This window comes from Jiangella ureilytica (assembly GCF_004348545.1).
GTDB classification, from domain to species: domain Bacteria; phylum Actinomycetota; class Actinomycetes; order Jiangellales; family Jiangellaceae; genus Jiangella; species Jiangella ureilytica.
In genome coordinates, this window is sequence record NZ_SMKL01000017.1 from 1 (window position 1) to 11,836 (window position 11,836).

At 73.4% G+C, this 11,836-nt stretch carries 10 protein-coding genes; 6 read left to right on the plus strand and 4 right to left on the minus strand.

The window, feature by feature from the left end; genetic code table 11:
- Positions 1 to 39 precede the first annotated feature (39 nt).
- Complete coding sequence (locus E1212_RS09660; protein WP_131981737.1) at positions 40 to 525, plus strand: anthrone oxygenase family protein; 486 nt, start codon at positions 40 to 42, stop codon at positions 523 to 525.
- On the opposite strand, the gene E1212_RS09665 is transcribed toward E1212_RS09660, so the two are convergent.
- Positions 512 to 1,480, minus strand: a complete 969-nt coding sequence (locus E1212_RS09665; RefSeq protein WP_131981739.1) for an NAD-dependent epimerase/dehydratase family protein — start codon at positions 1,478 to 1,480, stop codon at positions 512 to 514. The genes E1212_RS09660 and E1212_RS09665 overlap by 14 nt on opposite strands.
- A 45-nt stretch (positions 1,481 to 1,525) precedes the next feature.
- Here E1212_RS09665 and E1212_RS09670 point away from each other — a divergent pair, with 45 nt between their 5' ends.
- Together E1212_RS09670 and E1212_RS09675 are read left to right on the plus strand one after the other, a co-directional pair.
- Positions 1,526 to 2,455: a dihydrodipicolinate synthase family protein gene (locus tag E1212_RS09670; protein ID WP_131981741.1), complete on the plus strand. Its 930-nt coding sequence runs from the start codon at positions 1,526 to 1,528 to the stop codon at positions 2,453 to 2,455.
- 22 nt (positions 2,456 to 2,477) lie between these two features.
- On the plus strand, positions 2,478 to 3,491 hold the full coding sequence (locus E1212_RS09675; RefSeq protein WP_131981743.1) for a helix-turn-helix transcriptional regulator: 1,014 nt from the start codon (positions 2,478 to 2,480) through the stop codon (positions 3,489 to 3,491).
- A gap of 245 nt (positions 3,492 to 3,736) precedes the next feature.
- Here E1212_RS09675 and E1212_RS09680 read toward each other — a convergent pair whose 3' ends face one another.
- The 3 genes from E1212_RS09680 to E1212_RS09690 all read right to left on the minus strand — a co-directional run bounded on the left by E1212_RS09680 (position 3,737) and on the right by E1212_RS09690 (position 9,424).
- Complete coding sequence (locus tag E1212_RS09680) at positions 3,737 to 7,489, minus strand: S8 family peptidase (protein WP_131981745.1); 3,753 nt, start codon at positions 7,487 to 7,489, stop codon at positions 3,737 to 3,739.
- A 130-nt stretch (positions 7,490 to 7,619) separates the two neighbouring features.
- A complete protein-coding gene (locus E1212_RS09685) occupies positions 7,620 to 8,465 on the minus strand; it encodes an ABC transporter permease (RefSeq protein WP_131981747.1) in 846 nt (281 codons plus the stop codon).
- Positions 8,462 to 9,424 (minus strand): ATP-binding cassette domain-containing protein, encoded by a 963-nt coding sequence (locus tag E1212_RS09690; protein WP_131981749.1) that lies wholly within the window; start codon positions 9,422 to 9,424, stop codon positions 8,462 to 8,464. Before E1212_RS09690 ends, E1212_RS09685 begins: the two co-directional genes overlap by 4 nt.
- Before the next feature lie 84 nt (positions 9,425 to 9,508).
- On the opposite strand from E1212_RS09690, the gene E1212_RS09695 reads away from it, so the two are divergent.
- The 3 genes from E1212_RS09695 to E1212_RS09705 all read left to right on the plus strand — a co-directional run bounded on the left by E1212_RS09695 (position 9,509) and on the right by E1212_RS09705 (position 11,813).
- Entirely contained in the window at positions 9,509 to 10,204 is a 696-nt protein-coding gene (locus E1212_RS09695; RefSeq protein ID WP_238992297.1) for an RNA polymerase sigma factor, read from the plus strand.
- Positions 10,201 to 10,473, plus strand: coding sequence for a zf-HC2 domain-containing protein (locus tag E1212_RS09700; RefSeq protein ID WP_131981751.1), 273 nt, complete (start codon positions 10,201 to 10,203; stop codon positions 10,471 to 10,473). The genes E1212_RS09695 and E1212_RS09700 overlap by 4 nt, the downstream gene beginning before the upstream one ends.
- A gap of 71 nt (positions 10,474 to 10,544) precedes the next feature.
- The gene (locus tag E1212_RS09705) at positions 10,545 to 11,813 is read left to right on the plus strand and encodes an MFS transporter (RefSeq protein ID WP_131981753.1); all 1,269 of its coding nucleotides are present in this window, start codon (positions 10,545 to 10,547) and stop codon (positions 11,811 to 11,813) included.
- Positions 11,814 to 11,836 lie beyond the last annotated feature (23 nt).

The window sequence follows — 11,836 nt, forward strand, 5'->3', positions numbered from 1 at the left end:
CTCCCACACCCACCCACGCACGCGAAGGAGAGACCGGCCATGTCGGACAGCCTCGAGACCATCGCCACCGTCGTCATGATCACCGGCAGTGCCCTCCTGGCCGGCATCACGTTCTTCTACTCCAACACCCTGATGCCGGCCTTGGCGCAGCGCCCGGTCCGCGAGGCGATCGCCCTGATCCAGAAGACCAACGTCGTCATCCTTAACCCGGTCTTCTGGCTGGCGTTCGGCGGGTCATCTCTGCTCTCGCTCGGCCTGGTCATCAGCACGTTCTTCCGGCTGGACCGGCCGGCGTCGGGCCTGCTGCTGGCCGCGGCCCTCGTGTACTTCGTCGGCATGTTCGTCGTGACGGTCGCCGCCAACGTCCCGCTCAACGACGAGCTGGCCGCCGTCGACCCGGAGAGCCCCGCCGGGGCGAAGGTCTGGGAGCGCTACCGGGCCCGCTGGATCCCGTGGAACAACGTCCGGCTGCTCAGCTCGACCGCGTCGGTGGTGCTGTTCGCCACCTACCTCATCCGGCGCTGAGCTCGACGTCGAGCTCGCCGTTGCGCGCGAGCCACTCGACCGCCTCGCGGACCGCCTCCTCCGGCGCGTACCGCGGGGCGTAGCCGAGCGTCCGGGCCGCCTTGTCGATCGACGCGAACTGGCTGCGCGACAGGTGGTCCCAGCTCTGCTCGGCGTACGCCTCGGAGGTGCGGGACCGGAACTCGTCCCAGCTCACGAACTCCAGTGCGGGTTCACGCCCGAACCATCCGGCCGCGTACCCGGCGAACCCGCGCACCGTCATCGCCGAGGCCGCCGTGACGTGGAACGCCTGACCGGCCGCGGCGTCGCGCTGCGAGATCGCCAGCTCGAAGCCCTGCGCGACGTCGTCGGCGTGGACGTGGTGCAGCAGCTCCGCCCCGATGCCCGGGACGGCCAGCGGCGCACCCGACGCCAGCGTCGTCCACACCGACGGGTCGAGGTTGCCCAGCGGGTTGATCGGGCGCCAGCCCGGACCGCTGATGTGCCCCGGGTGCAGCGACGTCGTGACCAGGCCGCCGCGAGCGGTCTCCTCCTGCAGCAGCCGGGCGATGGCCGCCTTCTGCACGCCGTAGTCGCCGAACGGCACCGTCTCGCTGTCCTCGTACAGCGGGATCGAGCGGCTCGGCCCGTGCATCCAGATGGATCCGCAGGACACCAGGTGCGCCACCCGGCCGCGCAGCCCGTCGACCAGCCGGCGCGCGGACTCCTCGGTGAAGCAGACCATGTCGACGACGACCTCGGGTTCGAGATCGGCGACTCGGGCGGCGAACGTGCCGTCCCGGTCCTGGGCCTCGCGGTCGACGACCAGCTGCTCCACCTCGGCCCAGGCCGGATGCTCCGTGTATGGACGGCGCGTGCCGCGGCTGAGGCTCACGACCTCGTGCCCGGCGGCCACCAGCCGCGGGACGAGGTAGGTGCCGACATGTCCGGTTCCGCCGATGACCACGATGCGCATGGGGGCATCATGGCGTGCCGCCGCGCCGACCGTAAGGTCGTGCCCATGAAGGCGTTGCGGGCGGTCGATGTCAGGGGCGTGTGGGGGACGGTGCTGCTGCCGATCGACGACGGCGGCGCCATCGGCTGGGAGCGGCTGGCGGCGCAGGTCGACACGCTGGTCGCCAGCGGCGTCGACGGCGTCTACGCGCACGGGACGGCGGGGGAGTTCCACGCGCTCACCGAGGACGAGTTCGACGGGGTCAACGAGACCCTGGCGACCCGCTGCGAGGCGGCCGGGCTGCCGTTCCAGATCGGTGGGTCGCACCCGGCCACGCCGGTGATGATGAGCCGGATCCGCCGCGCCGCGTCGCTCGAGCCGGGCGCCGTCCAGGTGATCCTGCCCGACTGGGTGCCGCTGAACGATGACGAGGTGGTGCGGTTCCTCGCCGGTGCGGCCGAGGCCGCCGGGCCCGTGCCGCTGGTCCTGTACAACCCGCCGCACGCCAAGACACAGGTCGGGCCGGAGCTGCTGGCCCGCGCCGCGAACGGCACGCCGTCGCTCATCGGGGTGAAGATGGCCGGCGGCGACGAGGACTGGTACACCGCGATGACGGAGTCGGCCGGCGACCTGTCCATCTTCGTCCCCGGGCACCTGCTCGCGACGGGGATCGCCCGTGGAGCGCATGGGAGCTACTCCAACGTCGCCGCGATGTCGCCGCGTGGCGCCGTCGCCTGGTACCGACTCATGACGACCGATCCCGAGGACGCGCTCGACCTCGAGGCGCGCATCGCCGAGTTCTTCCACCGGCACATCGCCCCGCTGCAGGCCGCCGGGCTGTCCAACCCGGCGCTCGACAAGTTCCTCGCCACCGTCGGCGGCTGGGCCGACATCGGCACCCGGCTGCGCTGGCCCGCGTCGTCGGCGCCCGGCACCGCCGTCGCGCCGGCCCGGGCCGACGCCCACCGCCTGCTGCCGGAACTGTTCCCGGCCTGACCACAGCGGCTACCTTGGCGGCATGCTGGAAGCCGCGGGCGTCACCGCCGTCGAGGAGCAGGTGTACGGCGCCCTCGTCGACTCGCCCGCCGACGCCGCGGCCGCCATCGCGACCCGGCTCGGGCTGTCGCTCGACGAAACCATCGCCGTCCTGACGTCGCTCGAGGCCAAGGGGCTGATGAGCCGCACGGCCGACCGCACGCCCCGGTTCCTCGCCACCCCGCCCGACATCGCCATCGAGCCGTTGATCCTGCAACGCCAGGCCGAGCTGCACGAGACCCGCCGCGCCGTCGACGAGCTGCTGCGCCGCTACCGCGCAAGCCGCCGGCCGCGCGAGGCCGCCGAGCTGGTCGAGGTGGTCGTCGGCCGGCCCGCGGTGGCGCAGCGGTTCCAGCAGCTGCAGCGCCGTGCCGAGCGTGAGGTGCTGGTGCTGGTCAAGCCGCCGTTCGCGATCCCGCACGAGGCCAACGACACCGAGCTGGACCTCCTGGCCCGTGGCGTCACCGCTCGTGCGGTCTACGAGCGCTCGGTGCTGGAGTCCGACGGCGGCAGCGCGGCCATCGCCCGCTACGTCGCCGCCGGCGAGCAGGCCCGCGTGGTCGACGAGCTGCCGGTGAAGTTCGCGCTCATCGACGGGTCCGAGGCGTTCGTGCCGCTGACCCCCGACGACCCCGAGACCGAGCCGACGTTCATGGTCGTGCACCGCAGCGGCCTGCTCGCGGCGCTGATCGCGCTGTTCGAGTCGCTCTGGGATCGGGCCTTCGAGCTGTCGGCACTGACGGCGCAGGGCCCGGACGGCGCGCGGTCGCCGCTGCCGCCCGCCGACGCCCAGCTGATCTCTCTGCTGCTGGCCGGGCTGACCGACAAGGCGATCGCCGGCCAGCTCGGCCTGAGCATCCGCACCGTCCACCGGCGCATCAGCGCGCTGCTGGACCGGGCCCAGGTCTCGACCCGCATGCAGCTGGGCTGGCACGCCGCCCAGCACGGCTGGCTCGACGGCTACGGACCGTCCGGCGCCCGCGGCGGCGCGGATTAGGCGTGTTGCTCGCCGGCTGGCGGGGGTGAGCCGGGTCGCGGTGCGGCGGTTTCGCTGTAGCCGAGCCTGGACCCCGCCCGGTGAGGGAGGGTCCCCACCCTACGGGCGGGTACCGACAGTCTCGCTCGACAGCCGGCGGCGCCGGCCATCGCCACCACTCAAAGTTGATCTTGGAGAAAGCGGGCCATATACCGGACATTCAGGGCGGCTTTTGCCCCATGACTCCAAGATCAACTTCTGTGGGGTCAGCGGAGGCCCAACGCCCGGAGCACCGTCTGCTCGATCCGGTTGCCGTCGCCGTCCCAGGCCTCGACTCGGAGGCCGACGGCGGCGGCGCCGCGCTGCGGGTCCAGCATCGCGGTGTACGTCGATCCTCGGCGGGTGACCCGCGCGGGCTGCCAGCTGACGCCGTCGTCGTAGGAGGCCCAGAGCCGCAGCCCGCCGCCGCCGACCGGCTCGGCCGACGCCTGCCGGTGCACGGTCAGCTCGACCCGGGTACGGGCGCGGTCGCTCACCGTGCCCGAGGCGTCGGCCGGCACCGCGTAGCCGACCTGCAGCAGCGGCAGCATCGCCCGCTCACCGGCCGGGGGCCGTGACGACGTGAAGGTCCAGGCCGTGCGGGTCGAGGTGGATCGCTGCCACCAGGGTGCGTCGCGGTCGACGTCCAGCTCGAGCCGGTAGGTCGCCTCGCCCGCAACCGCCGGCCAGGTCCCGTACACGCCGTCGCGCTGCGCGATCAGCGTGCCGTCGCGGTAGAGCCTGGCCGCCGTGGTGTCGTACCCGGTCTCGTCGCCGTTGCGGTCGCTGCCGTCGAGGAACGAGCGCACCAGGACGGTGAACTGGTCGGCCTCGCGGAAGCCGGGCATGCCGAACTGGCCGTAGTGGTCGGTGTCGAGCGGCACGCCGGGGCGGACCACGGGGCCGAACCAGGACCGCGGGTCGGACTCGCCCGCGGAGTAGGTCCGCTCGCCCTCGATCATGCCGCCGACCAGCAGCCGCTCCGCCCACACGAACTGCTGCCAGCGGGTGTCGCCGGGCGAGACCCACTCGTCGCGGTGCGACGGCAGCGGCATCTCGCGCGGGCTGCGGATGGAGTAGTTGTCGTAGGGCCGGAACGCGTGCCGTGCCTCGTTGCCGAGGTGCGCCGGGCCGGTCGCGACGTACGTGGTGTCCAGCTCGGCGAGGTCGCGGGGACGGACCCGGTACTGCAGGGACGACGGGATGTGGCCGGCCTCGGACTGCATGAGGTCGTAGAGGTACGGGCTGACGGCGACACCGTCGAACCGCGCCTCGACCGACCCCCCGGCCGCCAGCCGGTCGAGGATCGCGGCGCCGTCGGCCTGCGAGATCGTCACCGACGGGATCGGCGACCCCGCCCCCACCCGCTCCAGCAGCCAGCCGGGCCGGTCGTGGTGGACGATCACGGCCTCGGCACCCGCCGCGGCGGCCGCCAGCACCTGGTCGGCCACGCTGATCGCGTCGGACCGGCGGACCAGCGCGATGCTGCCGGCGAGGTCGCGGCCGGCCAGCTCGGCGGGGGTGCCGGTGCCGGCGTCGGCGACGGGGTGGCGGTGCCGGCCGTCGAGCCTCGGTGAGCCGACGGCGTACTCGGCGTCGACGTCGTCAGGCCCCACCCGCAACGCCAGCTCGGGCGCGAACAGCTCCCACAGGCTGCTGAACTCGAACGTGCCCCGCTCGACCGGGTCCGTCGGCGTGGCGTAGGCGACGTCGATGTACTCGTCGAGCATGTACTTGAGGTTGAACATGTGCGCCTCGGAGCTGCGATACCAGCCGAGCGTCAGGCCCTGGTGCTCGGTCGGCTCCGGGGTGTCGACGGCGACCCGGGTGGCTGCTCGGCCGTCGACGACCAGACGGGTGTCCTCGGTCAGCTCCAGCTCGGTCTCGCCGATGAACGCCACCTCGCGGGCCTGCTCACCGGACTCGTCCGGCGTGAACACGATGCCGAGCAGGCTGTACGTGCCCGGTCGCACCCGGAACACCGCCGGCTGACTGCCGCCGCCCTTGCCGCCGAAGAACCCGGTGCCCCACCAGTCGGTGTCGAGGCTCCACAGCTCCGCCGAGCTGGTGCCGGTCGCCGGCGCCCCCTCGTGGTCGATGCCCTCGATGGTCACCTCGATGGTCCGCGGCTCCTTCGTCACGCCGACGACGGTGTGCACGACGGTGCCGCCGCCGGCCGAGCGGGCGGTGACGCGGCCGCCGTAGACGGCGGGGTCGCCGACGTTCGGGTCGAGCGTCACGTCGACCGTCGCCGAGCCGCGGGCCGGCACCGTCACCGTCGGGCTGCTCAGCGTCAGCATGTCGTCCGGCACGGCGGCCCCGGTGTCGGCGTCGAGCGTGGCGTCGAGGGTCAGTGTGACCGGGGCGGCGCCGTCGTTGGTGTAGGTGAGCGTGCGGGTGACCCGCGGGTCCGTGCCGTCGTGCGGCCAGTCGTAGGTGCCGAGGTTCAGTGCCGCGGTGTCGGCGAACGTCGTCTGGGTGACAGCGCGGGCGGCGTCGAGGCGGCCGGCGCCCTGCTGGTACACGGTGTAGTCGTCGAGCTCGTGCGCCGACTGCATGAGCGCCCGCTTCAGCTCCGCCGCCGTCCAGTCCGGGTGCCGCTGCAGCAGCAGCGCGGCCGCGCCGGAGACGTGCGGCGTCGCCATCGAGGTGCCGTTCAGGCTGGTGTAGAGCGCGTCGACGGGGTCGCCGAGCGACGTGCCGGCCGCCCGGGCCGCGACGATCGCCACGCCCGGCGCAGTGATCTCGGGTTTGACCGCGTTGTCGCGGAAACGCGGGCCGCGGCTGGAGAACCCGGCCAGCACGTCGGACTTGTCGACGGCGCCGACGCTCAGCGCCGCGTCGGCCACGCCGGGCGCCCGCACGCTCGTGGCGCCCGGGCCCTCGTTGCCGGCGGCCGCCACGAACAGCGTCCCGCTGGCCGCCGTGAGGTCGTTCACCGCCTGGCTGAGCGGGTCGGTGCCGTCGGTCACCTCGCTGGACAGGCTCATGCTGACGATGTCCGCACCCTGCGCGACCGCCCACTCCATGCCCTCGATGAGCCAGGAGTTCTGGCCGGTGCCGTCGTCGCCGATGACCTTTCCGATCAGCAGCCCGGCACCGGGCGCGACCCCGCGGCGGGCGCCGCCGGAGCCGGCGCCGGTGCCCGCGACCGTCGCCGCGACGTGCGTGCCGTGCCCGTTGACGTCGTGGACGGTGGTGCCGGAGAAGTCGGCGGCCTGCGTCACCCGGCCCGCGAGATCCGGGTGCGCGGGATCGTAGCCGGTGTCGAGCACGGCGACGGTGACGCCGGTGCCGTCGTACCCGTCGGCCCACGCCTCGGGCGCGCCGATCTGCGGCACGCTCTCGGACAGCGCCGGCCGGACCCGCGCATCGAGCCAGACCTTCTCGATGGCCGGTGCCGCCCGGCGGGTGTCGCCAGAACCCGGGAGATCCGCGGTGATGCTGCTCCAGAACGTGGGCAGGTCGGTGGCCGTGGCCTCGACGGCGACCGCGCCGACGCTCTCGAGGGTGGCGGTGACGACGGCGTGCGCGGGCGGCGCCGGGGCGGCCGCGCGGGCGGTGCCGCCGCGGCCGGGGTCGGCGTAGCTGACGATCAGCGGCAGCGTGTCGCCGTCGTAGCCCTGCTCGATCAGGCCGGTGACGTTGAACAGCTCGCGGTCCAGCGAGCCGGCCGCGAGGTACGGCTCGGCCTCGGCCGGGATGGCGTAGAGGCCCTCGGGCCGCTCGACCAGCTTGAGGTTGGCGCGGACGGCCTCCGCCGCGGGCACGGCGGTGACGGCGTGCCGGCCGTCGCCGAGGGTGTCGACCCGCAGCCGGTGCCCGGTGACCAGCGTGACCGTCGTGGTGTCGACGGCGCCGTCCGCCGCGGGACGGGGGACCCGCAGGGCGGACGGCGCCGGGCTCGAGGCGCCCGGGGCAGCCGCCGCGACCAGCACACCGGCGACACAAGTGGCGAGCAGGGTCAGGGACCGGCGCATGGGACCTCCCGGGCACAGGCGCCGAAACCGGCGCAACTGCCCCGGAGCCTAGGGGCGCTCGCCACCCGCACCGAAGGGGTCGGTGGTGGCCGATGCCCGCCATGTCAGAAATCCGCCACGCGCCGTGCCCTCACACCCGCCGTCGCAGCGCCCGCACCGACAGCGGCGCGAACACCAGCGCGATGCCGGCCGCCCACAGCAGCGACTGGACGGCCGGGGTGGTGGCCGACTCGACGTACCACTGGGTGCCGGCGGTGTCGTCGCCCACCATCAGCGCCCGGCACGCGTCGGAGAGGATGGTGACCGGGTTGGCTTCGACGATGGGCTGCAGCCAGCCGGGCATGGTGTTGGTCGGGACGAACACGTTGCTGACGAACGTCACCGGGAACAGCGCCGTGAACCCGAACAGCTGCACCTTCTCGGGATCCTTCGCCACCACGCCGACCAGCACCGACACCCACGAGAAGGCCAGCGCGAACACCAGCATGAGCCCGACCGCGGCCAGCAGCGACCAGACGTCGGTGCCGATGCGGAAGCCCAGCACCATGCCGATGGCCAACAGCAGGAAGATCGACCACGCCTGCTTCACCTGGTCGGCGAGGATGCGCCCGGCCATGGGCGCCCAGCGGGCGATGGGCAGCGAGCGCAGGCGGTCGAAGACGCCCTTGGTGAGGTCGATGTTCAGCCCCGTGCCGACGTACATGGTGATGAACAGCATGTTCATGACGATGATGCCGGGGAGCGCGAACGTGAGGTAGTCGCCGGTGGTGCCGGCGATGGCCCCGCCGAACACGTAGGTGAACAGCAGCACGAACATGATCGGCTGGATGCTGAAGTCGCCCAGCTCCCACGGGTTGTGCCGGACCTGCACGATGGTGCGCCAGGCCAGGGTCAGCGTCTGCCGGATGCCCTCGCCGACGCCGACGCGCGGACTCAGCTCGGCCGGTGCGGGGCGGGCCGCGGTGGTGGTGCTCATGCCGGCCTCCCTTCGGACTCGGTCTCGTCCTCGACCGGTCGCCCGGTGAGCGAGAGGAACACCTCGTTGAGGCTGGCGCCGCGCAGCGTCAGCTCGGTGACCAGCACGCCGGCGTCGTCGAGCCGCCGGACCACCGCCGGCAGGACGGCGGGGTCGGTCACCGGCGCGCTGACCCGGGCGCCGTCGACCTCGGGCGTGGCCTTGGCGAGCTCTTCGACGACGCCGACGACGACCGGCAGGTGCGACTCGTCCTCGGGCCGCACGACCAGGGTCTGCGAGCCGGTCTTCGCCTTGAGCTCGTCGGGCGTGCCGGTGGCGATGACCCGGCCGTGGTCGATGACGGTGATCTCGTCGGCCAGGGCGTCGGCCTCGTCGAGGTACTGCGTGGTGAGCAGGACGGTGACACCGCCGGCGACGAGGCGGCGGATGAGCGTCCACAGCTCGGTGCGGGCGCGGGGATCGAGCCCGGTGGTGGGCTCGTCGAGGAACAGGATGGACGGGCGACCGACCAGGCTGGCGGCGAGGTCGAGGCGCCGTCGCATGCCGCCGGAGTAGGTCTTCGCCGCGCGGTCGGCGGCATCGGTGAGGTCGAAGTCGGACAGCAGCTCGCGCGCCCGCGCCTTGGCGTCGGGCTTGGGCATGCCGAGCAGCCGGCCGATGAGCAGCAGGTTCTCGGTGCCGGTGAGCATCTCGTCGACGGCGGCGAACTGGCCGGTGAGGCCGACGAGCTGGCGCACCTGGTGGGCCTGGCGCACGACGTCGTAGCCGCCGACCGTGGCCCGGCCGTCGTCGGGGCGCAGCAGGGTGGCGAAGATGCGCACGGCGGTGGTCTTGCCGGCGCCGTTGGGACCCAGCAGGCCCAGCACCGTGCCGGGCCGAACGCCGAGGGTGACGCCGTCGAGCGCCTTGGTCTCGCCGAAGTGCTTCACGAGCCCTTCGGCCTGGATGGCCAGATCCATGGGGAACCTCCTTGGTCCACCTGGCAAGTGACCAGCATGCCGTGCCGGTCCGACAATGTCGGTACCCGATGCCATCCTGGTGCGGTGCCGCACACCGCGCTGCCGCCCGACGACGTCCTCGCCGGCCTCCTGCTGGCCGGCGACGAGACGGCGTTCGCGCAGGTCGTCGACGCGTGGTCGCCCGGCATGGTCCGCTTGGCCCGGGTCTACGTGTCCACCGAGGACTCCGCCGCCGAGGTGGTGCAAGAGGCCTGGCTGGCCGTCGTCCGCAGCATCGCGACGTTCGCCGGCCGGTCGTCGCTGCGCACCTGGGTCTACCGCATCGTCGCCAACATCGCGCGCCGCCGCGGCGGGCGCGAGGCGCGGACGGTCCCGGCCAGCAGCCTCGGCGCCGGCCCGGGCACCGACGACGCCGGCCCGGGCACCGGCGACACCGGCGGCCCCACCGTCGACCCCGCCCGGTTCGCCGCACCCGGACACCCCTTCGCCGGGCACTGGCAGCAGCCGCCGGCGCCCTGGCCCGGCCCCGAGCAGGCGCTGCTGGCGGCCGAGGTCCGAGCCGAGGTGGCCGCCGCGCTGGCCGGGCTGCCGGCCCGGCAACGGGTCGTCATCACCCTGCGCGACGTGCACGGCTACGACTCCGCCGAAGTGTGCTCGATACTGGAGATCTCGGTGGCGAACCAGCGGGTGCTGCTGCACCGGGCCCGGGCGGCGGTCCGGCTCCGGCTCGAGCGGTACTTCGACCACGCCGCCGCCCGCGCCGCAGAGGAGGTGCCATGACCGATCCGGCCGAGCCGTCGAACGAGCCCGTCGACCACCTCGCCTGCAACGAGCTGGTCGAACTGGTCACCGTCTTCCTCGAGGGCGACCTCGACCCCGCCACCGAACGGCGCGTGATCGACCACATCTCCCTCTGCGACGGCTGCGACCTCTACGTCGACCAGGTGCGCCAGACCACCGACGTGCTGGCCGGGCTGTCCGGCGGCGCTCCGCTGTCACCCGCCGACCGCGAGCGGCTGCTGGCGACGTTCCGAGATTCCTCCGGCTGACTGCGTAACGTTCGGCGGTCCCGCTGACACTGCACGGGCAGAGACCCCGTCCGCCGTCACCGGAGACCGCCATGTCGAAGCGACAGTCCCATCCGAGCGCGTTGCGGCGCCGGCTGCGTCCGCTGCAGCTGGCCGTCACCCTGCAGGGCATCCTGCTCTGGGTGCCGATCGAGAAGCTGTTCCTCGGCGAGATCGGCTTCGACCCGATGACCATCGGCATCATGACCGCCGTCTACGCCGCCATGGTGCCGTTGATCGAGATCCCCTCCGGCGTGCTGGCCGACCGGTGGAGCCGGCGGTCGGTGCTGCTCGTCGGGACCGCGGGCCTGGCGGGCGCGGCGCTCATCGGCGGCCTGAGCACGGGCGTCCCGTTGTACCTGGTGAGCGCGATGTCGCTGGGCATCTACTTCGCGATGTCCACGGGCACCCTCGACGCCGTGGTCTACGACACCGTGCTCGAGGAGACCGGGAGCAGCGACCTCTTCGAGCGCACCATCGGCCGGGTCCGGCTGATCGAGAGCGTCTCGCTGGTCTCCAGCTCGCTGGCAGGCGGCTGGCTGGCCGGGCTGCTGTCGCTGCGGGCGACCTACTTCCTGACGGTGCCGTTCATGGTGCTGGCGGCCGTGGCCCTGCTGCGGTTCCGCGAGCCGCGGCTGCACGAGACCGGCCGGCCGGAGTCGCTGCGCTGCCACCTGGCGCAGACGGCGCGGATCCTCGGCGACCGGGGGCACGTGCTGCCGATCGTGGCCGCGATCGTGCTGGCGGCGGGCACCACGTCGCTGCTGTTCGAGTTCGGTCCGCTCTGGCTGGTCGCGCTGGCCGTGCCCGCCGTCGCGTTCGGGCCGTACTGGGCGGCGCTGACGGCGGCGTTCGGCTTCGCCGGCGTGCTGGCGGGACGGGTCCGGCTGGACTCCCCGGCGGTGACGTCGGCGGCGACGGTGCTGCTGGCCGGGACCGGGCTGGTCCTGACCACGGGCGCGACGGCGGCGCTGATCGTGCCGGCGCAGGTCGTCATGGCGGTGCTCACCATCCTCGCCGGCATCCACCTCTCGAAGCTGCTGCACGACGCCGTCCCGTCCACCGTCCGGTCCGGGGTCGCGTCCGGCGTGAGCGCGCTGTCCTGGATGGCGTTCCTGCCGGTCGCGCTGGTCGCCGGCGCGGTGATCGACGGCGGCGGCGTGCGATCGGCGGGCTGGCTGGTGCTGGCGACGGCGGTCCTGACCGGCGTGCTCCTGGTCGGGCTGGCCCGCGGGTCGGCGCGCGGCGGCGTCCCTGCGACGGTGAGTGCGGCGGTGGCGCACGAGTGCGTCTCCGAGCCGGAGCTCGTCGGCGCCGGCTGACGTCCGAAACCTTCAAGCACCGC